The 22,569-nt window shown below is 53.7% G+C and carries 19 protein-coding genes; 4 read left to right on the plus strand and 15 right to left on the minus strand.

The features are described from left to right. Positions 1–54: 54 nt before the first annotated feature. From EYZ66_RS07515 to EYZ66_RS07525, 3 genes are read right to left on the minus strand one after another with little or no spacing between them, the layout of a single operon-like run. Entirely contained in the window at positions 55–1,224 is a 1,170-nt protein-coding gene (locus EYZ66_RS07515; protein WP_009576489.1) for an ABC transporter permease, read from the minus strand. Next, positions 1,221–1,967: an ABC transporter ATP-binding protein gene (locus EYZ66_RS07520; protein WP_009576491.1), complete on the minus strand. Its 747-nt coding sequence runs from the start codon at positions 1,965–1,967 to the stop codon at positions 1,221–1,223. Before EYZ66_RS07520 ends, EYZ66_RS07515 begins: the two co-directional genes overlap by 4 nt. 1 nt (position 1,968) lies before the next feature. Beyond that, positions 1,969–3,429 carry an alpha/beta fold hydrolase gene (locus EYZ66_RS07525; RefSeq protein ID WP_040816959.1) on the minus strand — a complete coding sequence of 487 codons (1,461 nt, stop codon included), beginning with the start codon at positions 3,427–3,429 and terminating at the stop codon, positions 1,969–1,971. Positions 3,430–3,546: 117 nt separating this feature from the next. Between EYZ66_RS07525 and EYZ66_RS07530 the strand changes: the two genes are divergently transcribed. Then, positions 3,547–4,320 (plus strand): TSUP family transporter, encoded by a 774-nt coding sequence (locus EYZ66_RS07530; RefSeq protein ID WP_009576497.1) that lies wholly within the window; start codon positions 3,547–3,549, stop codon positions 4,318–4,320. A gap of 35 nt (positions 4,321–4,355) precedes the next feature. Here EYZ66_RS07530 and EYZ66_RS07535 read toward each other — a convergent pair whose 3' ends face one another. The 3 genes from EYZ66_RS07535 to EYZ66_RS07545 form a co-directional block, all read right to left on the minus strand. After that, complete coding sequence (locus tag EYZ66_RS07535) at positions 4,356–5,165, minus strand: alpha/beta fold hydrolase (RefSeq protein WP_009576498.1); 810 nt, start codon at positions 5,163–5,165, stop codon at positions 4,356–4,358. 98 nt (positions 5,166–5,263) lie between these two features. Then, complete coding sequence (locus EYZ66_RS07540; protein WP_009576499.1) at positions 5,264–8,542, minus strand: amidohydrolase family protein; 3,279 nt, start codon at positions 8,540–8,542, stop codon at positions 5,264–5,266. 22 nt (positions 8,543–8,564) lie between these two features. Beyond that, entirely contained in the window at positions 8,565–9,995 is a 1,431-nt protein-coding gene (locus EYZ66_RS07545) for an aldehyde dehydrogenase family protein (RefSeq protein ID WP_009576500.1), read from the minus strand. A gap of 155 nt (positions 9,996–10,150) precedes the next feature. On the opposite strand from EYZ66_RS07545, the gene EYZ66_RS07550 reads away from it, so the two are divergent. Both EYZ66_RS07550 and EYZ66_RS07555 read left to right on the plus strand, forming a co-directional pair. After that, the gene (locus tag EYZ66_RS07550; protein ID WP_009576501.1) at positions 10,151–11,287 is read left to right on the plus strand and encodes an acyl-CoA dehydrogenase family protein; all 1,137 of its coding nucleotides are present in this window, start codon (positions 10,151–10,153) and stop codon (positions 11,285–11,287) included. A 60-nt stretch (positions 11,288–11,347) separates the two neighbouring features. Further along, positions 11,348–11,797, plus strand: coding sequence for a c-type cytochrome (locus EYZ66_RS07555; RefSeq protein WP_009576502.1), 450 nt, complete (start codon positions 11,348–11,350; stop codon positions 11,795–11,797). 1 nt (position 11,798) lies between these two features. Here EYZ66_RS07555 and EYZ66_RS07560 read toward each other — a convergent pair whose 3' ends face one another. The 4 genes from EYZ66_RS07560 to EYZ66_RS07575 are packed head-to-tail and all read right to left on the minus strand — an operon-like array spanning position 11,799 to position 15,629. Beyond that, positions 11,799–12,449, minus strand: a complete 651-nt coding sequence (locus EYZ66_RS07560; RefSeq protein ID WP_009576503.1) for a cytochrome b/b6 domain-containing protein — start codon at positions 12,447–12,449, stop codon at positions 11,799–11,801. An 18-nt stretch (positions 12,450–12,467) separates the two neighbouring features. Next, the gene (locus tag EYZ66_RS07565; RefSeq protein WP_009576504.1) at positions 12,468–13,187 is read right to left on the minus strand and encodes an NUDIX hydrolase; all 720 of its coding nucleotides are present in this window, start codon (positions 13,185–13,187) and stop codon (positions 12,468–12,470) included. Beyond that, positions 13,180–14,514 (minus strand): amidohydrolase, encoded by a 1,335-nt coding sequence (locus tag EYZ66_RS07570; RefSeq protein ID WP_040816961.1) that lies wholly within the window; start codon positions 14,512–14,514, stop codon positions 13,180–13,182. The genes EYZ66_RS07565 and EYZ66_RS07570 overlap by 8 nt, the downstream gene beginning before the upstream one ends. Before the next feature lie 8 nt (positions 14,515–14,522). Next, the gene (locus tag EYZ66_RS07575) at positions 14,523–15,629 is read right to left on the minus strand and encodes a phosphoribosylaminoimidazolesuccinocarboxamide synthase (protein ID WP_009576506.1); all 1,107 of its coding nucleotides are present in this window, start codon (positions 15,627–15,629) and stop codon (positions 14,523–14,525) included. Between the two features lie 137 nt (positions 15,630–15,766). On the opposite strand from EYZ66_RS07575, the gene EYZ66_RS07580 reads away from it, so the two are divergent. Continuing rightward, complete coding sequence (locus tag EYZ66_RS07580; protein ID WP_009576507.1) at positions 15,767–17,812, plus strand: TonB-dependent receptor; 2,046 nt, start codon at positions 15,767–15,769, stop codon at positions 17,810–17,812. A gap of 42 nt (positions 17,813–17,854) precedes the next feature. On the opposite strand, the gene trpS is transcribed toward EYZ66_RS07580, so the two are convergent. Genes trpS through tsaB form a run of 5 tightly spaced genes read right to left on the minus strand, consistent with a single transcriptional unit; the run spans position 17,855 to position 22,560 of the window. Continuing rightward, complete coding sequence (trpS, locus tag EYZ66_RS07585) at positions 17,855–18,865, minus strand: tryptophan--tRNA ligase (RefSeq protein ID WP_040816962.1); 1,011 nt, start codon at positions 18,863–18,865, stop codon at positions 17,855–17,857. Positions 18,866–18,869: 4 nt separating this feature from the next. Then, positions 18,870–20,162 (minus strand): M18 family aminopeptidase, encoded by a 1,293-nt coding sequence (locus EYZ66_RS07590; RefSeq protein ID WP_160195636.1) that lies wholly within the window; start codon positions 20,160–20,162, stop codon positions 18,870–18,872. 9 nt (positions 20,163–20,171) lie between these two features. Further along, positions 20,172–21,047, minus strand: a complete 876-nt coding sequence (locus tag EYZ66_RS07595) for an NAD(P)-dependent oxidoreductase (RefSeq protein ID WP_040816048.1) — start codon at positions 21,045–21,047, stop codon at positions 20,172–20,174. Then, positions 21,044–21,856 (minus strand): undecaprenyl-diphosphate phosphatase, encoded by an 813-nt coding sequence (locus EYZ66_RS07600; protein ID WP_009574829.1) that lies wholly within the window; start codon positions 21,854–21,856, stop codon positions 21,044–21,046. The genes EYZ66_RS07595 and EYZ66_RS07600 overlap by 4 nt, the downstream gene beginning before the upstream one ends. Beyond that, positions 21,853–22,560, minus strand: a complete 708-nt coding sequence (gene tsaB / locus EYZ66_RS07605) for a tRNA (adenosine(37)-N6)-threonylcarbamoyltransferase complex dimerization subunit type 1 TsaB (RefSeq protein ID WP_040816050.1) — start codon at positions 22,558–22,560, stop codon at positions 21,853–21,855. Before tsaB ends, EYZ66_RS07600 begins: the two co-directional genes overlap by 4 nt. Positions 22,561–22,569 lie beyond the last annotated feature (9 nt).

A 22,569-nucleotide genomic window follows, 5' to 3' on the forward strand; every position in this document is an offset into this window, starting at 1 on the left:
CTCAACAACAAAAACGACATGGCATCATACGCGACTTTGGGTGGAACAAAAGCGCTAACGTCCCAGTGCCATGCGCTCACTGGAGTAACGCCAAGCTGCAAGGCTCAGAATGATTGCTGCGATTGCCAGTTGCGAGACTGCGTATACCGCCAACTCCAATGCGCCCACCGCCTCGCCACGCAGAATAGCCATGATCAACTGATTTTGTGACACAAAAGGCACGGCATACATCCATAACTGCGTCTTAATGGGATTAATCATCAGGGCAAACGTAGGGATGATCGGCAGCAAGGTCAGCACACTCATGTAGCTTTGCGCTTCTTTCACGGTTTTCGCGTTCGCAGCGAGCAAGGTAAGCAATGAAACCCCTATCAAGGCAATTGGAATTAAGCTTAAAGCAATGGCCCCTGTTGCCAACCAACTGAGTTTCATTTCAACAATGAGATTCGGGGCGAAGCTGAAACTCAATTTGAAAGCCAACAACGCTACCGTGATCATCATCAGTCCAAACCCCAAGCAAGCACCGATCTTACCGACCATGATTTGCCACGCCGCCGCAGGCACCAAGAGTAAACTCTCCAGAGACTCGCGCTCGCGTTCACCGGCAGTCACATCAATCACAAAATAGGCGCCGCCTAGGAAGGCCGTCAGAATCAAAAAATACGGCAAAAACAACAAAGCTTGACCTGCCCGACTGGCCTCGGTTGCTAGATCGTTACGGACCACGAGCAGCGCCGAAGCGGACCCAGGATCAACCCCTCGGCTGAGCATTCTCATACGCCCCTTTTGGCTGCTGTACTGGCTCAACATTCCGTCTATCCGCGCTCTTGCAACTCTGGCAGATTCTCGAGAGCCGTCATAGTAAACATTTACCCGAGCGTTTTCCTGCGCGTACCATTGCGCGGGATAATTCTCGGTAATTTCAAGGATGACTTCGTGTTCTTGCGCCTCGATCGCCTCGGCAATATCTGCGGGAGGATCGACAACATCGACATTTCTCTGTTCTAGCCAAGTCACAAGATTTGGCGCGAACTCGGCACCGGCTACCGGCAACTTCAGCACCGATTCGAGTTGTTTGGTGCGTTTTTCAGCGGCATACGCGTTCATACCGATAATGAGGGCTGGTGCCAGCAACGCACCCATGGCCAACCCAATCAGTACTGTGCGCCGATCGCGCATCAAATCGCGCCACTCTTTGCGCATCACCGTCAGTATCAAGGTCATAACATGAGCCCCTCTTCCGAGCCAATCAAATGTACAAACGCGTCTTCGAGAGAGTCTCGTTGCGCTTGCTCTTTCAGGGACTCGGGTGAACCCTGAGCCATTACTTCGCCTTTCGCGATCACCACCACATGATCACACAGTGCCGCGACTTCTTGCATGATGTGCGTAGACAGCACAACGCAACGCCCCTCCGCTTTACAGTTGAGTAAGAAGCGACGCAGACCTCGTGTCGTCATAACGTCCAATCCATTCGTCGGTTCGTCCAACACAATATTCTGGGGGCGATGAATCACGGATCGCGCGATCGCCGTTTTGGTTCTCTGCCCTTGCGAAAAGCCCTCGCAGCGTCGATCGATGAAGTCCGCCATGTCTAGACTGTCGATCAGGCGTTCTAGCTCGGGTTCGTAATCACTCGGCCTCAAACCATTCAGTTCAGCGAAATAGGCCACGTTCTCCCGCGCTGTCAAGCGGGGATACAAACCACGCGTATCAGGCAATACCCCGAGCCGTCGGCGCACGCCTATCTTGTCTTCTTGAATATCAACACCGTCAACCCGTACCGAACCCCGGCTCGGCTTCAGTAACCCGTACAACAAGCGCATGGTCGTTGTTTTTCCCGCTCCATTAGGTCCGAGCAGGCCCGTAATTTGGCCGTCACGGGCCGTCAGTGACACAGATTTTACGGCCTCGATGGTTCCCTTTTTTGACGCAAATGACTTTGCCACTTTGTTAATCTCAATCATCTCATGGCTCCCAGCCGTAAACGCCTGTGAATACCGGCAGGCTCTGTCTGTTGTCGATGCACTCGGTTTCCTGAAATGCTAAGGTTTCGACGAAGTCAGCAACAAGTCTCGGCAAACATCCCACATTTAACACGCTATGCCCTTCGCCTTTAACACTGATGTGTTGGGCATTTTGCAACCCGGCGGCAATCACATCGCCATAACGCGGTGGCGTCACGGGATCGAGCTCGCCAGTGACGACCAAGGTAGGAATATCATGCGCTGCAAGAGAATGAAAATCGTCGGTTACCGGCTTTTGCGGCCAGACCTCACATTGAGAGCGCGAAAACTCGATTAGCTGCGCCCCGAGCAAAGTATCTGCTTCAGCGTCCCTGTCCTGCTCTGTAAGAAATGGAATAGACTCGCTGCAAATCACCGACAGCTGCAAGCCGTGGCTAATGGCCTCTTGCATTGACTCGACCACGATATGATTCAAGGCCAAAATATCGGCAAATCCATCTCGTTTGGCGTTGGCCACTAAAGTCGGCAACATCACCGCCGTTGAAGGCTGATAACTCAGCATCCTAAATACCGAGATCAAATGGTTCTGATCGACAGAGGTCGTTCGATATTCGCCTGTTCTTGGATGTCGGTAGCGGGTTTCTATCGGCGCTTGGCCGAGCTGGGTTAACAACTCATCGAGCACCAAACGCGTATCACCAAGCTTGGCGTAGCACTCAGGGTTTTCATTGCAGGCACTTAAGCGCGCAGAGATCGCAGCGTCTAAATTACGCCCGTGCTCACTCAGCAATACTAGATTTGACGGCACAGGGCTATCCAACACCAAACTGCGAGTTTGATCGGGATACAAAGCGGCGTAGCGTTGAGCCAAGCGAGTGCCGTAAGATACGCCCGCGACATTCAATGCACTCAAGCCTAAGACCTGCCGAACCAACTCGAGATCCGTGGCGGCGTCGTCCGTGGTGTAATGCGCCAGAGCCCGACCGGCGTGGCGTTCTATACAGTCCCTGGCTAATCGCTGCGCCAGCTCGCGATCATTGGCATCTAAAGCCCCAACATCCTCTTCACTGAAGGGACAATCAAGGGCTTGTGATTCGCCCGTCCCTCGCTGATCCATCAGTAAGATCGGTGCGAATTCTCCGACTCTAGACAGCCCAGACCGAATGGAAGGAAAAGAGGCGCGCGCGCCCTGCCCCGGCCCACCCGCAAGAAAAACCAAGGGCATACTATCCGCACTATCACCGCGAGGGGGTATCCAAGTTAAGGCCAAATCGACCGTTGAGCCCTCTGGCTTGTCGTGATTCTCGGGCACGGTTAAAGTGGCGCACCACGCGGGATAGACCGAGCGCTCACCTTCAGCCATGCACTTCTCGAACTCGAGCGACCCTATACGCTTCGTTTCAGCTGCAAAACCCTCGACGCTTGTGCTCAGTAACAGCGCCAGTGCCAATTTTCTCATCATCGCCAACATTCCACAGTAAAGCAGCCGCTAGGGTATGGTATGCTTGAACGCTTGTCACACTTTCACGATGAATACCTCATGCTACGCGATAAACCACTCGAGAACGGCGCTTAGGCGATGGAAGCTCTGGCACTCTGGCAAACTATTGCGATCTTTTTTGTCTTTATCTGGTCAGGCTTTGTGCGCTCCGGTTTGGGTTTTGGTGGGGCCGTTCTGTCTTTACCCTTTTTGCTCTTGATTCACGATAAACCCCTGGTCTTTTTACCCTTAGTGTCGGTGCATTTATTGGTGTTCTCGTCGTTAACTATTGCTCACCCTTGGATAAAAGATCTGGCGCGCGGGCAACAACCCGCGTTTGAGTCGAATATCAACTGGCTGTATCTCAGAAAAATCTTGGCCATCACCATCATCCCCAAACTCCTCGGCGTTTTTGGGGTGATAAGCCTTCCCAACGATGTCATTACTAACGTTATTTTCGCGATCGTTTTGATCTATGGATTGAGCTACGTTTTACAGAAGAGTTTCGTCTCAAATCACCCTCTCCTGGATTGGGTCTTTCTCATTTTGGGAGGGTATGTTTCGGGGACATCACTGATTGGGGCACCGCTGATTATCGCTGTAATGGCAAGAGAACTTCCACGGGAACAGCTTCGAGATACTTTATTTGCTTTGTGGTTTATCTTAGTGTCGATCAAGCTAGTCGCCTTCGCCGCAGCGGGTATCGATCTGCAGTGGCAAGCACATCTATGGTTACTTCCAGCCGCTGCGATCGGGCACGTATTGGGTCTTAAGTTCCATCAGTATTCACTGAAAGTCGAGCCAAAGCGCTTTATGCAATGGATTGGTATCGCACTCATCGCAGTGGCACTTGCCGGCTTACTGCAGTATTGAGCGAGTTTCAGGGCCAAAATCGCGGACCCAGCACATTAACTTAAGCTAAACTCTTGCACTAAGGGTACAACAGCGTCCGGCGACTCGAGCGGAAACAGGTGTCCACCTTGCATCGGCACAATCGTGACGCCCTTCTGAGTCTTCTTCCAACGCTGAATCACGGGCTCGTAAACCACGTCACTTTGCTCGCCCACCAGCCCTAACGTAGGGATACTAAGACGCTTGAGTTTTGACCAAACCCAGGGCGCTGACATGTAAATCTCGGCTTCCCATTCGCGCGAAAATCTGAGGGCGACACCGTCCTCGCGCTCGCCAAAGCCCGCGCGAATATAACCCCACAACGCGTCATCGCTAAAATTGGTAAAGGCTCTGGCCTTGCGGTGAAACTGAAAAGCCTCGGTGTAATCACTAAAAAAATTAGGGCGTCGTAAAGCCTTGCGTACCATCGGCATCTGCTGGCGTTTGGACCGTGGTAATAAGCGCATGGCGAGCTGCAACTTAGGGGGGATGAACACTGGGTCGAGCAATATCAGGCGTGAGCAGAGGTGACTTTGCTGTGCCGCGGTTAACATTGAAACGGTTCCACCTAGGCTGTGACCCAACAACACCACGGGCTCATCAAAAGCGCGCTGCAATTGTGCGATGTAATCGTCGGCAAAATGCCCCCACTTCACCCCTTTGTAAGGACCTTCCGGCATTCTTAGAGGTAGGTGATCGTAAGTGTACACAGATGCAAAATCGGCCAAGGCTTCAAGCAGGGGCCGATAACTCCCCGGTGGATAACCGTTTGCATGAGCAAAACAAATTTTCGTTGAAGCAGACCCTGCAAAATGTTGTATTGCCATGTTAAACCTCAAAAAAATTTTGCCTTAGTTCTATTACAGGCGTGCGGGCCCGATAGCTTGGATAAAAGAGGCTCTGAATCAACAGAGCCTTGTGAGCTCTACCAATGCGTCGGCACGTGCGCCGGGCAGATCGGGAAGTCTTCTTCTGGGCGCGTCATGCCCCAGTTCTCAGCATTCCATAGCGCATTGGCTCCCTCGCGTTCAAACCACAGTGCGCCTCGTTCTTTTGCTTGGGGTGCGACTTGATTCATACTCGAACTGTCGTATAAGCGTCCATCGATACTGACCATAGCAACACTGTCCGTGTTGCGTATATCGTCCAAGGGGTTTTTGTTTAAAACAACAAAATCCGCGAGTTTACCCACTTCCAAACTGCCGATTTCTCGGTCCATGTTCAAATAGCGTGCGCCATCAATGGTAGCGGCTTGCAGCACTTTTTCCGGCGTCATTCCCCCTTCAGCTAACGACCACATTTCCCAGTGATAGCCAAGACCTTGTAACTGACCGTGTGCTCCAACCGTTACGAGCACGCCGCGATCTTGCAGGGCTTTACCGCTCGCTGCTACTGTTTTAAAAAAGTAATCGTCCTCGGCTGCCTGTGCCACCCGCCGAGAACGCGCGGTCAACTCGGCCAGCGGTGTATAGCGCCCGAGCAGTTCATGCTCCCAAACATTGGAATCTTGATACCAATAGTATTCGCTGTTGAGCCCTGCGTAATTGACTACCAAGGTCTGCGTATAGCCAACGTGCGGAGCACCCTGCCACAATCGCAAGACATCCTCATACAAGGGCGCCACGGGCAAGTTGTGCTCCAGCCCCGTCGAACCATCAAGGATGTGGGTCAGCTGATTGTAGAACGTCGCCCCACCCTCGGGATAGACGGACATCCCAAGCTCTGCCGCAGCCTGCATAATCCATTGCCTCTGTTCGCGCCGCGGTTGATTGTAGCTTTTCACTGAGAACGCACCCTGGGCCTGCAAACGTTTGAGATGCATGCGAGCGTCGTCCAGCGATTGTATGTCGACATACGAGTTAGATTTAGCGCCGTAGAGCACCGAGCCAGTAGAAAAAATTCTTGGACCTATGAGCGTGCCAGCGCGCTGTAATTCAGCCAAGGAAAACACCGTCTCAGTGTTGCTCGATGGGTCGTGTGTCGTGGTAACGCCGAATGCCAAGTTCGCGAGGTAACTCGCGTTGGTCTCGGGCAAAGGGGACGAGTAAAAGTGCCCACTGTGATGAGCATGGGTGTCGATAAAACCCGGCACAATGGTTTTGCCGGAGACATCAATGACCATCGCATCCACGGGAACTTCAACCGCATCAGAATCGCCAATCGCAACAATTTTGTTGCCTTGCACCAGCAAAGTCCCGAGCTCGATGGGCGCTCCGACGACGGGGATTATCCTGGCATTCTGGTAGGCGATAAGCTCATCTGAACGCGATACAGGGAAGGTAAGTTCTAGCGTCTGCTCGGTTGGCTTCGCTTCAGAAGAGGTCATGGACAAGCTGCTGTAGGTTGACCCCAAGCTCCAATGCAAGGCCTGAGACGACCAATGCAGATAGCGTCCGGCGCCACTCGAGGCTTGGATCGAAGACAGCTCGGAACCACCTAGAGGCTGTTCTTTAGCCGATAACACAATGGGCGCAACATAGACTTTAAAATCTTTTCGATAGGCTATGTGCTCGCCAGCAGGGTCGATCGCCCACTCGCTAATTGAACCTAAGCTATAGCGCGTGCGCTGCTGTGTACCATCTCGTTTCACTGTACTGATAAACCGCTTGTCGCCGCCACCATGCTCATAGGCAATCAAGTCGTCATTCAGGAAAATCGGTTTTCGGCCCTCACGTAATACTCTTCGAGCCTCACCCTTGTTGTCGCTGACGTAAATGCCAGGCTCCAGCCCGTAGAGTAAACCTCTGAACGAATTGCCCGTCTGCTTTTGATAGACAACCGCGCCCTGATTGTTGACGTCGGGATGTTGGTAATGACCCGGCTCGCTCGTAATTTTTGCAAGCCCCGACACACCTTTTGCCCCACGCCAGCTGCCGCGATAAATCGAGCCATAGGCGCCGTCTTGCCAATGTGCGAATACTAAGTACTTGCCGTCTGCACTAAACTGAGGTGCGTACTCAAACCCATCGAGTTTTGTCAGCCGTTTTGGTTTCGGGTTCTGTACGTCGGCGTAATAGAGATGCCCCAACGAATGAAATACGACGTAGCGGCCATCCGGTGATGTTGCAAAATCGCGCAGCATCATCGATGTTACCTCGTCGACACCTACCTTAGGGGTTGCTTTCGTGGTCTTCGCCAACACTTGAGAAACTGACGCAGTAAAGGGAATTCCCACGACCGCCTTCGATTCGACGTTTATGCGGTGCAACTTACCCCCCGCCCAAAACACGATCGAGTCATTGTCTGGTGTCCAAGCAAAATTGGGGTATAGGCCAAACAGTGCCCACACCTCCTGTTGGTCATGATCTAGCTTTCGATAAAGTGCTTTACTCTGCCCCGTGCGACGATCGTAAAGCATCAGCACAGAGTCTGTTTGGATGCGCTTCACATAAGCAATGTAACGCCCATCCGGCGATGGCTCTGGACGAACGGCACCACCTGGGCCGCCCAACAAAGCGATATTCTCACCTGTATCCAGATCCAAACGTCGAGTGACATAAATACCCTCATGAGGATTTTTGTTGTACTGGAAATAGGGGCCCGGAGTCGCATCTTGTGTGTAAAACAGATAACGACCGTCGGGTGAATACACAGGGTCGTTTTCGTCCTGCTGTTCATTACGTTTCGTGGTGAGCTGTACCCCGCTTCCTCCATCAAGATGATAAAACCACATCTCTCCCGAGCCCAAGGAGCGCGACCCAGTGAAATGCTTGCGCGCGACAATGCCAGAGCCATTGGGATGCCAGCGAGGGTTTGTGAGCGAGCGGAATTTCTCGGTTGTGATGGGTCGCTCCTCTTTGGAGGCCAAATCCATAACAAAGATATTGTTTCCGCCATTGGCGTCGCTAATGTAGGTCAGTGAAGTTCCGTCGGGGCTAAACCGCGGCTGAACTTCTTGCGCTAGAGTCGTCGTGAGACGCTGTGCCTCACCACCTTCGATTGGCACCAAGTAGAGGTCCCCAAGCATATCAAAGACGATTCGGGTGCCGTCGGGACTGACATCCACATTCAGCCATGTTCCCTCATCAGTGGTGAATTCCACTGTCTCGGTGGGACCTTGCCAGATCATCTGATGCAATGGGCTGTCGGCTTCTTCCGCATCGGAATCAGTTGCCACCCCAGGCGCTGCAAAAATATAGGGTGGCGTCATCAGAGCGGCCAGTATCGCCGCCCACCTAACATCGAAGGTCCTTCTGAATTTCATGCTCGTCGTATCCTCTAATTTTTCAAGTCGTCGCGAAACCTTCAATGGCTTTGATTTCAAGATAATCTGTAAAGCCATGAGCGCCCCATTCGCGTCCATTTCCCGACTGTTTATAGCCGCCAAATGGGATATTGGGTCCACCGGATGCGCCGTTGATCTTCACGTTGCCAGCCCGTATTTTACGCGCCACACGCCGCGCCCGATCAAGGTCACCGCTCTGTACATAACCTGCCAAACCGTAATTCGTGTCGTTCGCAATGCGAATCGCCTCGTCTTCGGTATCGTAGGGAATGATCACCAATACAGGACCAAAAATTTCCTCGCGGGCAACGGTCATGTCGTTAGACACATCCGAAAATACGGTTGGCTTGACAAAATAACCCGACGCTAAACCTTCAGGTCGACCCAAACCACCGCAGACCAGCTTAGCGCCCTCTTCAATCCCTTTAGCGATCAAGCTCTGTACACGGTCGAACTGCACCTGACTGACGAGCGGTCCCATGCTGGTAGCTTCGTCAGCAGGGTCACCCACCACCACCATTCCTGCAGCCATTGCCGCAGCGGCCTCGGCCTCGGCCACTTGATCACGGTGAACTAACATGCGAGACGGCGCATTACAGCTTTGCCCCGTGTTGTGGAACATGTGCATGGCGCCGCGGATGACCGCTTCCTCAACGTTGGCGTCCGGCAGGATAATATTAGGGGATTTTCCGCCCAACTCTTGCGTGACACGTTTTACCGTCGGTGCCGCATTCTGAGCGATTAAGGTCCCAGCACGCGTCGACCCAGTAAACGAGACCAAATCAACGTCAGGGTGCTTCGATAAGGCGGTGCCGACACCAGCCCCATCGCCATTGACTAAGTTAAATACTCCGGCGGGGACACCCGCTTCGTGCAAAATTTCCGCAAAAACGACAGCGGACAAGGGCGCGACTTCGCTGGGCTTCAGAACCATCGTGCAGCCAGTCGCCAGCGCGGGCGCCACTTTACAGGCAATTTGGTTGACCGGCCAATTCCATGGCGTGATCAGCGCGCAGACCCCGATGGGCTCTTTTACCACCTTGTGCTCTCCGTGGTCCTCTTCGAATGCATATGTTTGCAAGACATTCAGAGCCTCCGCGATGTGCGCGAGCCCTGCACCAGCCTGGGCCTCGACGGCAAGGGTCGCTGGCGCCCCCATTTCGAGGCGAATTGCCTCTGCCACGTCCGCATAGCGGGCTTGATACACTTCCACAATACGACCTAGCAAAGCCATTCGCTGCTCGACAGACCACTCAGAGTAAGACTCGAAGGCGCGCTCGGCGGCGGCAACAGCTCGATCGACATCGGCGTCACTGCCCAAGCTTATGCGACCGACCACCTGCTCATTCGCCGGGTTTATCACATCACAGACATGCGCCTCACATGGATCTACCCACGCACCATTGATATAAAATTGTGTGTACTCGCGCATTCGACTTCTCCGTATTATTGTTGACGCTCTAGAGTGTATCAATACTCGGGCATTTGCCTAGGCCTTTTTGGGACAAAACCGCATCATTCGTCACAGACATTGCCAAGGCCGACTTGCTCCCGCTACCATGCGGGATCAATAACAGGAGATTCAGCATGCAATCGGAAGAACTCACCCTATTTAAGGACATGGCGCGCCGCGCCTTTGAAGCAGAGATACAGCCCTACTACACTCAATGGGAAGAGGACAAGTGGGTCCCTAGGTCACTGTGGAACACCTTAGGTGAAGCGGGCTTATTGTGCCCTGACGTCAGCGAGGAATACGGCGGCGCTGGCACGGGACCAGAAGTGACTTTAGCGATGATTGAGGAAATGTCTTATATGGGCTTCGGCGGCTTAGCCTCAGGCTACGGCATTCACTCAAATATTGTTGCTCCGTACCTTATTCACCATGGCACCGATGCCCAAAAAGAACGATGGCTTCCCAAGATGGTCACCGGCGAAGTGGTTGGCGCCTTGGGCATGAGCGAACCCGGCGCAGGCAGCGACGTGCAAGGCATCAAAACCAATGCGGTCCGCGATGGGGACGAATGGATTTTAAACGGTTCTAAAATTTTCATTACCAACGGCATGCACGCCGATCTAGTGATCGTGGCGGCCATTACCGACCCCGGCAAAGGGGCAAAGGGCACCTCACTATTCTTGGTGGACACGTCTTTGCCAGGGTTCGAACGCGGTAAAAAACTCGACAAAATCGGTCAACATGCCTCGGATACGGCACTGCTGTTTTTCCAAGATATGCGCCTACCAGCGGACGCACTATTGGGTGAGGAAAACAAGGGTTTCGTCATCATGATGCAAGAACTTCCTCGCGAGCGCCTAGGCATCGCTGCTCAGGCCGTATATCAAGCGCAAGGGGCACTGGACCTGACAGTTCAATACGTGCAAGAGCGGCAAGCGTTTGGGCAACCCATCGCGAAATTTCAGAATACCCGCTTTAAGCTGGCGGACGTCAAAACTGAGATTGCCCTGAACAAAGCACTCTATGAAAGCTGTGCCGCACAGTACGCGCGAGGCGAACTCACTACTGACGACGCCGCGATGTTGAAACTGGCATCGTGCGACATGCAGTGTCGCGTAGTGGACGATTGCTTACAGCTCTTTGGTGGTTATGGCTACACGACCGAGTATCCCATTTCACGGTTTTACGTGGACGCCCGCATACAACGTATTTACGGTGGTTCGGCCGAGATTATGCGCGAGCTGGTAGCGCGCAGTATTCTTGGACGATAGGTAAAGTTTCTTGCTATTGTGGGCGTAAACTAGGTACGCCCGTTCACTTAAGGAGTCATTATGCGTTTTCTACGAACTGCAACAATCACTGCATTAGCAGCAACTCTGAGTGCTACCACTCTCGCGCACCAAGTCAAAGAAGAGCCCAATCAAAGTTATCGTCAATCTTACTTTGCGCTTATCGGGGCTAACGCCGGACCGCTCTTTGGCATGGCGCAAGGCAAGATCGACTACGACGCCGCTCAAGCGTCGACCCACGTCAACAATTTGAAAGCGCTCTCAAACATCGATGTCACCACCGCCTTCCCCGCCGGCAGTGACAAAGGCACAACGCGTGCCAAGCCTGAGATCTGGTCGAACAAAGACGACTTCAAGAATAAGTTCGCGGCAATGAAAGACGCTGTTAACGCGTTGTCTGCCGGCGACAAAAGCATCCAGAACCTTGGCGGTCTGGGCCAATCCTGCAAGGCCTGCCACGACGACTATAAAGCGAAGGATTATCTGTACTGAGCTAAAAACTCCACAGCGGTTCGGGCTCTGGCAACACGAGCCCGATCGCTACCACGGACGCAGCGACAAACACTAAGGCCAGTAGACCTAACCCAAGCCTTGGGCGCCGGGAGGGTACACGAGTGAGCCGAGACCCAAACCCCATCTGAGTGATCAACCCGTCTTTCTTGACCCATTGGTGATAGCACACCACCACGATGTGCAGCGCCACCAAGGCCTGTATTGCAAGCCATGATGTCTCATGCACTTCACTGGCAATCTCAATCAGTCCGTCACTCGCAAACACGGTCAGAGGGCCTTGTAACAGAAGCTCATCGGTATTGAACAGACCCGACACTGTTTGCACTAACAGCAAACCCAGCATCGTCATGACCGACCAGCCACCCAACGGGTTGTGGCCGAGGCGATCAGTACGAGCACCCTTCAAATACGAAATTACTGACGGTATGCCAACAACAAACTGCTTAAACTTAGCGTGATCAGAGCCTACGAAACCCCACACAATGCGCCAGAGAACGAGTACTAACAATGCATAGCCGCTGTAGGCATGCCACTGCATCTGGCCGTTTTCGGCACTCCACCAGGCAAACCCGATCAAAACAGGAAAGCACCAATGGACCAGACGTTGCAGTAAATCCCAGGTCGGATACATCGTTTTTCTGGTCTCCACTTACCTAATTTTATCGAGACGCGGCTCACTGTCAGACAACCCGTCGACCACCGTATTGATAATCCCACCCACAATCTCGGTACGATGCCGCGCACCAACGGCGTCTGGATTCAAAGAATCGTAACCCGCATCACCCGGGTACATAGCAGCAAAGCCGCCTTCAATTGGAACACCGTGAGGCTCAACAACAACGGGCGTACTCGCTTTGAGTGCGGCGACAACGCCGTCAACAGAGTCGAACTCGCTGATCGCTTTCAGAGTCATATAGGTTGGAGGCAACATCGGCAATTCACCCGCCTGATGACGCAAAAAGGCGTCGGAGATCGACAACCAACAAGCATCGTGGATTTCTCCATGATCGATCTGGACCTCTGAATGATCGCGCAGAGCCGCAACGAAAAGCCACGTCGAAAATCGGCGCGACTCGCCTTTTGGCGTTGTCCAGTGGCTAATTTGATACAGATGACTTGGGTCGACAGCTAAACCACACTCCTCCATAGCCTCCCGACAGGCTGCGACTTTCGCCGCCTCAGTAAGATCATTCTGACAACCCGCAATATCCTCAGCATCGACCGAGCCTCCCGGAAACACCCAAGCGCCGGCGGCGAAAGCAAGAGCCCTATTCCGCCGCAACATCAACGCCTCTATTCCCGAGTCACCCTGACGGATCAGGGCAACGGTACCCGCTGGCTTAATTGCTAGGTTTTTTGCGTCACTCATCGAATAGCTCCAGCAGAGCGATTACCATCGCCTCTACGCCCAGAGTTACGGAGGCCTCGGGTTCAATTTTAAACAGTCCCGAGTGGTGAGACGGCACCGCCGCGCCGCCATTCTTCGCTTCTTCGATAACCCTCGCTGGCGTGCCACCCACCGCAAAGTACGTGCTCGGGATATAAGGATCAACGGTAAAGAACCCAAAATCCTCGGCCCCCATACCCAAACGCTTGCCCTCTTCTAGAATATCGTCACCCAGCGTGGCTTGCCACACAGAGCGCAGCCGCTCGGTAAGCGCTTTGTCATTGACCGTCGGTGGGACGCTTTCATCGCTAATGGTCACTTTTGGCAGCTTATCCTCGGGCAGACCCGCTACGCGCCCCATATTCTCGGCAATTCGGACAATACCATCGAGCAAAAGTTGGCGACTTTTCGGATCCTCGCTGCGGACTGTCAGCTCTAAATGTGCGGAATCAGAAATGATATTGTGCTTAGTGCCCGCGTGAAACGACCCCACCGTCACCACACCCGGCTCACGGGGTGGCAATTCTCGACTCACCAGTGTCTGAAGTGCCAGCACAATTTGCGAGCCAAGTACCACAGGATCAATACCTGAATGCGGGCTCGCACCATGCGCCGCGACACCCGTGATAGCGATGTCGACTGTGTCAGCGCCGGAATACATGGCATCAGTGGCTGCGACGAGTTTACCGACCGGGATTTCCGCGGAAACGTGCAAGGCCAAGGCATAATCTGGTTTAGGATAAGGCCCCCATAACCCATCTTCCATCATCATTTTGGCGCCACCAATACGCTCTTCTGCGGGCTGACCAATCAGCATTAGGGTACCGCTCCAAGCGTCTTTGTTAGCGGCCATGTAACGCGCCGTACCCACCAAGCTCGTCATGTGCATATCGTGACCACAGGCGTGCATAACCGGCACTTCGCGGCCCGCCCAATCGATTTGGGTTGCTGTCGAGGCATAGGAGAGTCCGCTTTTCTCGAGTACGGGTAGTCCATCCATGTCAGCCCGCACCATAATCGTAGGCCCTGCCCCATTCTCCATCAAAGCGATAACCCCAGTGCCGCCAATGCCAGTCGCGACGTCAAAACCCGCCGATCTCAACTCTTGGGCCAAACGCTCGGCCGTTTTGAACTCCATCATGGAAAGCTCTGGATTTCGGTGAAAATGCGCGAACAACTCACCTAAATGACGGTCGTAATCGGCCTGCACCGCGGTATTTATAGACTCAGAGCCAAGTGCCAAGCTACTGGTACAGCTCGCACCGAGCGCCACGACCAAACTACATGCTGAAAAAAAAGATGGTTTCATAGTTATCCTTATGATTTTATGAGATCGTATCGCGAGGCGAGAATTTCAATAATTTCAGATCGCGGATCGTCAGACATTTGAATTTCCCTGCCCGTAATTCGCTCTGCCACACCGGTGTAGGTCGCACTCACCTGCAACAGAACCTCAGTCGGCAACTCGAGCTCGGCCGCTAAAGCGAATCGCTCGTCCATGCGTGATTTATCGAGGAGCACATCGGGATCGGGAACCGTATTCAGAAGCAGCTGCCGAAACTCTTCCTTCGAACGTTCCACGACCTGCCCCTGTCGATAGGCATCACCCTCCCAAATTCGAGAGGAATCGGGCGTTCCCACCTCATCCATATAGATCAGGCGTTGATTGCCGTCAGCACCCTTCACGTAACCGAACTCAAATTTCGTATCCACAAAAATTTGATCAAGCGCCTGCAATCTCTGGTCGATAAGTGCGAAACCCTCTCTCAACAGCGTTTCGTAGCGATCCACGTCTGCAACGGATTGAAACCTAAAAGCCTGCCAATTATCGATAAGCTGCTGTCGCGTCACGTTGACATCGTCAGCCTCTGGCACACCGGGAATACCGCGCATGATTCCCTTGGTGGACGGTGTGATCAGCAACTCTGGCAGACGCTGATCACGCTGTAGCCCCTCGGGTAGCTCGATACCACAAAACACGCGCTCGCCTTTGCTGTAAGCGCGCCACATGGAGCCTGTAATGTACTGACGGGCGATCGCCTCAACCATCACCGGCTGGGCCTTTTGAACGATCCAAACCAAAGGGTGCGGCACATCGACGATGTGACTATCGGCAAGCCCTGCCTGTTTAAATTGCTCGAACCAATGCTGCGATATCGCATTCAAAGCTGCGCCTTTGCCCGGCACGCCGGCCATTCCACCCTGGCCCTTCCACAAACATTCAAAGGCTGAGATCCGGTCGCTGATCACCATAATTGCCAGCGGCGCATCGGGGGCCACATCGTAGCCGTGAGTTTTAATCAAGCGTTCGCTGTCTGCCTGAGTTAACCAGTAAACCGAACGCACTTTGCCACTGTGAACTGCTTGCTCGGTTTTAATCGGCAGCGTATCCGCCACCGCCAACACCTGTGGTGTAGACGCCATAACAACTCCTTTTCGTGAATGAAACCGAAACTATAACCACACTTACCCTCGGCCGCTAGTCTCATTAGTCCTCTTAATCGTAACCTAACATCTCGCCTGCTATAATCACGGTTCACTAATTTGTTGCTAGAGATCCTATGTCAAAACCATCACACCGATTGCGCCTGCTCCCCTATATCGTCTCGCTTGCGATTGCGTTGCCACAACTGACCTACGGCACGCAATTAGAGGAAGTGTTTGTCAGCGCAACGCGAACCGCAACACCTATGCAAACACTCAACATGAGCGCGTATCGACTTGACGCAGATCAACTGACTCTCGCAGCGGCCACCCACTTGAACGAGGTCGCGACGCGCCTGCCGGCTGTGTGGGTGAGTCGGGGCAACGGCCAAGAGAGCTTGGTCAGTGTCCGTTCCCCAGTGTTAACGGGCAGCGGTGGGTGTGGCTCTATTCTCATGGCACAAAATAACGTTCCTTTGCGCGCGCCCGGTTTTTGTAACGTGAATCAACTGTTCGATGCGCACCTAGAGTTCGCCGGCGCTATCGAGACCATCAATGGTCCTACCCCCGCAACCTATGGCGCCAATGGGCTGCACGGCATGATCAATGTATTGGCCCCCGTCGACCCCAGGGCGGCTTCTGAATTGATCGCGCTGGAGCTTGGCGGCTACAACTACCACCGCATTAACATCAGGCAGCAGCTGGGCGCTACCACCACGCCATGGCTGGTTGGATTTACCGGTATCTCTGACGGCGGCTATAAGAGAGATGCGGGCTACGATCAACAAAAGTTGAGCGTTTTGCATACTCGCCACAACGACACCGTGAAGCACACCTCTCTGCTATCGGTCACCAACCTTAACCAAGAGACGGCGGGCTACATCCAGGGCGATGATGCGTACAAAGATTCCGGCGCGAAGCGCGACAACCCCAACCCCGAAGCGTTCCGCGACGCCTACGCCGTAAATGCAATGCACCGCATCGATGGTGACGCTGAATCGATTAACCCATGGTCAGTGACTATTTTTGCCCGCCACAACGATATGCGCTTTTTACAGCACTACCTCCCCTGGCAGGCCGTCGAGGAAACAGGCCACACAAGCGTCGGCCTTCAAAGTTCATGGCAGACAGCATGGCTGGGCGGAAAATTACAGTTGGGTTTGGATTCGCAACTGACTCAAGGCTACCTGAAAGAAATTCAACCCGAGCCCTTCAGCCCAAATCAACCACAAGGGGCGCATTACGACTACGAAATCGATGCGAATACGTTTGCGCTTTACGGACTATACACCAGAGACTTGAACGCCGCACTGAGTTGGAGCAGCGGCATCCGCTTCGAGTCTACTACGTATGACTACAACAACCGCTTAAGTGACGGCAGCGTCTGTGCTCCCACTGCCAGCGCCTGTCGGTTTTACCGCACCAAGGACAGTAACGATGGCTTTAGCGATTGGAGCGGCCATAGCGGTTTGTTGTGGCAAGTCAATGATGATCATGCCATCAGAGTGCGCCTAGCCAGTGGCTACCGACCGCCAGAAACGAGCGAGCTGTATCGCCTGCAAAACGGTCAGACCGCGGCACAACTTGATTCGGAAAGTGCTCACAGTATCGAACTCGGCTGGCGCGCAAGTTTTGAGCATTTTGACCTCGACACCAGCATTTACCGTATGAACAAGAGCGATGTGATTTTTCAAGACGCCAACCGCTACTACGTCACAGGGGCGAAAACACGCCATCAAGGGTTCGAGCTCAAGCTACGCTCAACGTTAACAGGCCCTTGGAATGCCGATTTAGCCGCCAGCTTCGGGTCACATGAATACAGCAACGATCCGGGCTATTTAGGTGTCAACCAGTCGATCGTTGGTAATGCAATAGACACGGCTCCAGAATGGATGGCCAGCGCGAGAATTCGCTACACCCAAGAAGCGTGGCAGGCGGAGCTCGAAGCGATCTACCTCGACCGCTACGCTACCGAACCGACCAACAGCAATTGGTATGAAGGTCATACGCTCCTGAACCTGAGGGCTAACCGTCAATGGAGTTCGAGTTGGAGCACTAGCCTAAGAGTCATGAACATGGCTAACATCGACTATGCTGAGCGGGCCGACTTCGGTTTTGGTAACGAGCGCTTCTTTGTGGGTGAGCCTCGCAGCCTATTCGTCACTTTGACGTACCAGCCATAGAGTCAGTGGAGCGCCCGCGAAGTTGCGGGCACAACGCAACGTTTACGCCATCGAGGCGATACCGACGGCCTCACGAATTTGCTTCATGAGCGGCGCCGAGTGCTCACGCGCTTTTATCGCACCCTTTTGCAGCACCCGCTCAATTTCATCGGGATTGTTCATTAGCACGTCGTAGCGACCGCGCGCCTCGCTTAAGTGATCATTGATAAGCTCGTAAAGGCGCTTTTTCGCTTCACCCCAAGCGATACCCTGTTCAAATTCTCGACGCATAGAGTCTCGTTCTGACGGGGTTGCGAAGGCGCTCCAGATCTGAAAAACCGTTGATGTGTCCGGATCTTTAGCTTCTCCGGGCTCGAGCAAATTCGTCTTGATCTTATTGATCGACTTTTTCAGCTTTTTCTCGGTATCAAACAAAGGGATCGTATTGCCGTAACTCTTGCTCATTTTGCGGCCGTCCAACCCAAGTAAAACATCGGTTTCTTGATCGACCACCGCCTCGGGAAGCACCAACAGCTCGCCGTAATGGTGATTGAAACGACTGGCAATATCACGGGCCATTTCAATGTGCTGAATCTGGTCTTTGCCCACAGGCACATGAGTAGCTTTGAACATCAATATATCAGCAGCCATTAACACCGGGTAATTAAACAGACCCATTGTGACGCCGAAATCAGGGTCTGCCTCGCGCGCCTCGTTGTCGGCAACCGCAGCTTTGTAGGCGTGCGCCCGATTCATTAACCCCTTCGCCGCAGAGCACGACAATATCCAACAAAGCTCTGGAATTTCGGGCACGTCGGACTGACGATAAAACACTGAGGTATCGGTATCTAGCCCCAAGGCGAGCCAGGTCGCAGCGATCTCTCGGGAAGACTGCTTAACCATAGCGGGCTCTTGGCATTTAATCAGGGCGTGGTAATCCGCTAAAAATAGGAACGATTCCGTATCCGCTTGGGTTGAAGCCTCTATACACGGGGCGATGGCACCGACGTAATTGCCGAGGTGAGGCGTGCCGGTCGTAGTAATACCGGTCAGCACACGCTTAACAGAAGTCATAATGTTATCCTTGTACATCGCTCGCCTGATAGCGGCTAAAATAATGCGTTAGTACGGTCTGCAGATAGTCAATGTCAGCGCAACCCGCTAGCTCCCGAATAGAGTGCATTGCAAACGTTGGAACGCCAACATCGAGCGTCTTGATGCCTGTCTCTCCCGCCGTGATGGGACCAATGGTTGAGCCACATCCCATATCAGTACGGACCACGAACGATTGCACGGGCACACCACAACGCTGCGCCAGCGTCCTGAAGTAGCCCGCGGTCAGACTGTTCGTCGCATAGCGTTGATTCGAATTAATCTTGATCACAGGACCCGCGTTTAGAAGAGGTCCATGATTGTCGTCGTGGCGGTCCGAAAAATTCGGATGAATACCGTGGGCGTTGTCGCATGAGATCATGAAAGAAGCCTCAATCATGGCCCGGTAACGAGCGGGATCAGGCTCAAGCTGCTCCAACACTCGCGTCAAGAGCGGGCCATTGGCGCCGACGGCCGAAAGGCTGCCAACCTCTTCGTGATCGTTGCACACCATAAGCGCCGTAGTCTCGCCATCCGCCGCCAGTAAGGCCTCGATACCCACATAACAACTCAACAGATTATCGAGGCGTGCCGCGGCAAACAAAGACCGATCCAGCCCGATAACCGAGGCGTGCTGAACATCGTAAAAGCATAATTCGTAATCCAGCACCTCATCCACTGCCCCACACTCGGCTTCGATACGTGTCTTGAGCTGCGCTCTAATCGACCAGTCGTCGATATTCTGCCCAAGGATCGGCAATATGTCGGTTTGTGGATTAATGCTACGTTTCTGATTCACTTCACGATCCAAATGGATCGCCAAGCTCGGAATAATCGCTACGGGCTGCTCGAAATTCACTAGCGTCGACTTGACCACACCGTCCGCTCGGTAGCTGACCCGCCCCGCAAGCGACAAGTCTCGATCAAACCACGGATTGAGTAGCACGCCGCCGTACACCTCAACACCGAGTTGAGCGTAACCCTGACGTGTTTTTTCGGGCTTAGGCTTCACCATCAGCGTTGGGCTGTCCGTGTGTGCGCCAGCCAGAGCGATTCCTGCACTCGCCACATCGTTAGGCCCGACGCGCAACGCGACAATCGAACTGCCATTGGCGATTCGGTAGTATCGACCGCCCACCTCAGGCACCGTGTCTGTGTCGAGCACCGTAAATCCAGCCGCGTCTAGACGATGTTGTATCGCTTTTACGGCGTGAAATGGCGTGACGGCCTCGGCTAAGAACGCTTTAAGTCCTGTGACTGAATTCTGTGTGTTACTCATACTCACCACTTACTCGCCAATGTTTGTTTGCATGCGTTTGAACAAGCTCGACGTGTCCCAGCGACCGCCACCCATCGCTTGTACGTCTGCATAATAGCGATCGACAAGCTCAGTCACCGGCAGGCTCAGCCCCAAACGCTGAGCTCGATCCTGCACCAAACCCAAATCTTTTCTCATCCAGTCAACCGCAAACCCATGATTGTATTGGTCTTCCAGCATCGTTTGATAGCGGTTTTCCATCTGCCATGACTGAGCGGCACCCTGACGAATAACCTCGATCACAGCAGCGGTATCAAGCCCGGCTCGTTCAGAGAATGTCATCGCTTCTGCGAGACCTTGGACAATGCCAGCGATACAAATCTGATTCACCATCTTAGCCAACTGCCCGCTGCCGGCAGCGCCGAGCAAGCGCACACAGCGCGCGTAGCATGCCATCACACCCTCGACTTTGACAAAGTCGTCGTGAGTGCCACCGCACATCACGGTAAGCACACCCTTTTCCGCTCCAGCTTGGCCGCCCGATACAGGCGCATCAATAAAACCCACTCCGACGCTTTGACAAAGCGCATGAAGTTCCAGAGCCAAATCAGCGCTTGCGGTCGTGTGGTCCACCAGCGTGCTCCCGCGCGACATCCCGGCAAGCGCCCCGTCCTCACCTAACACAACGGACCGCACGTCGTCGTCGTTACCAACGCAGACAAAAACAATGTCAGCATCGCGTGCTGCGAGGGCCGGCGTAGACGCATTGCGGCCATTGTACTGCTGAACCCACTGCGCGGCACGCTCCGGCGTGCGGTTGAATACGGTGACTTGATGCCCACTTTGCTGTAAGTGGGCCGCCATGGGGTACCCCATCACACCCAAGCCTATAAAACTGACCTTCAACTGACACCTCCCTCCAAGACAAGCCACAGTAAAATGGCACCCAAACCTAGGCGGTACCAAACAAACGGCATCAAACCAATTTTGCCGAGCAACTGCAAAAACAGAGCAATACAGCTGTAAGCGGCCACTGCAGCGACGCCTGCGGCTGCACCTAGGATGAACCAATCGACAGGGGCACTTTGACCGGCAAGCTCCAGAGTCTTTAATAACCCTGCGCCAGCGATCACGGGTATCGACATCAAGAACGACGTATCAGCCGCCCGCTGATAGCTCATGCCCAAGAAAATTCCCGCGGTAATCGTGACTCCCGAGCGAGAAACACCAGGCACCAAGGCCATGGCTTGTGCGATACCGATAAGCCAAGCCATGGTCCAGAAAGAGACTCGCCACTCTTCGGTCGCAGACACTCGTTTATCGGCAAGACCCAGCAAAATTCCAAACACAATCGTGGTGGCGGCAATAACGAGAACTGAGCGAAGGTGCGCCTCAATCCAGTGATCAGCGAACACTCCGACAAGTATGGCAGGCAGAGTCGCAAGCGCTAGAAAGACAACATCGCGTAGGGCTGAGGTATCCCCTCCTTTTGCCAGCCCCTGCCACGCGCCCTCGGCCAGCTGTTGCAAACGAAGTCGGTAGTACAGCACTACTGCTGCAAGAGTGCCCACATGAACCGCAACATCAAAGGCAAGCCCCTGATCAGACCAGCCCAATACCTGAGACGGCAGCACGAGGTGCGCCGATGATGAAATCGGTAGAAATTCGGTTAGGCCCTGCACCAAGGCCAAAATTAACCACTGCCATTCGCTCATCGCTGTGCCCGCTGTTGTGCCAAAGTTCGCCAACCAATATTGTCCTGCCCGTACAGTGGCTCGACGCTTAGCGCATCGACCACAGCCCCCTGATTCAAACGTTGCGCCGCGACGTCAAAGGCTAACTCTACTCTCGGTTCGGCCCAAATTACGTCAGCGATACCCGTCAGGTTCGGATGGCTTTGCATACTTGCATTCATAATCACGACCGAATTAGCACCCTGAATTGAGCGTAACAGCGCATCGGCATCACCGACGGTAATCTGCGGCGCATGTGTGCTCTGCCCGACGATAAAGCCTGTCCAAAAATACTCACCCACTTTAGACTCTACCGCGACCAGGACCTCGGCACCCGATATCGGCGATTGCCCTGACTGGACCAGCGACTGTAAGCCACTGAAATAGAGAAGCTCCAAGGTGTTGAACTCAATGACCGGGCACTGTTTTACATAAGCAATACCCTGGACAACGCTTGCCGCCAGGCGCGACCCTGTGTACGAACCAGGTCCCCGATTAAAACCCACTGCGTCTAGGCTCGTACTCGCTAATCCGCCTGAATTCTCAAACAACGTCCGAATCAAGGCCATCATGTCACGACTGTTGCGCTCGCTCGGGTCACTGCGCACGGCACGGTACCCGCCCGAGTTTCCTAAGGCGAGTGTTGCGCTCCGCGTCGCGGTGTCTAACAGTAGTATCTGCGTCATGCTAGAATT

The sequence above is a fragment of the Aequoribacter fuscus genome, assembly GCF_009910365.1.
GTDB classification, from domain to species: Bacteria; Pseudomonadota; Gammaproteobacteria; order Pseudomonadales; family Halieaceae; genus Aequoribacter; species Aequoribacter fuscus.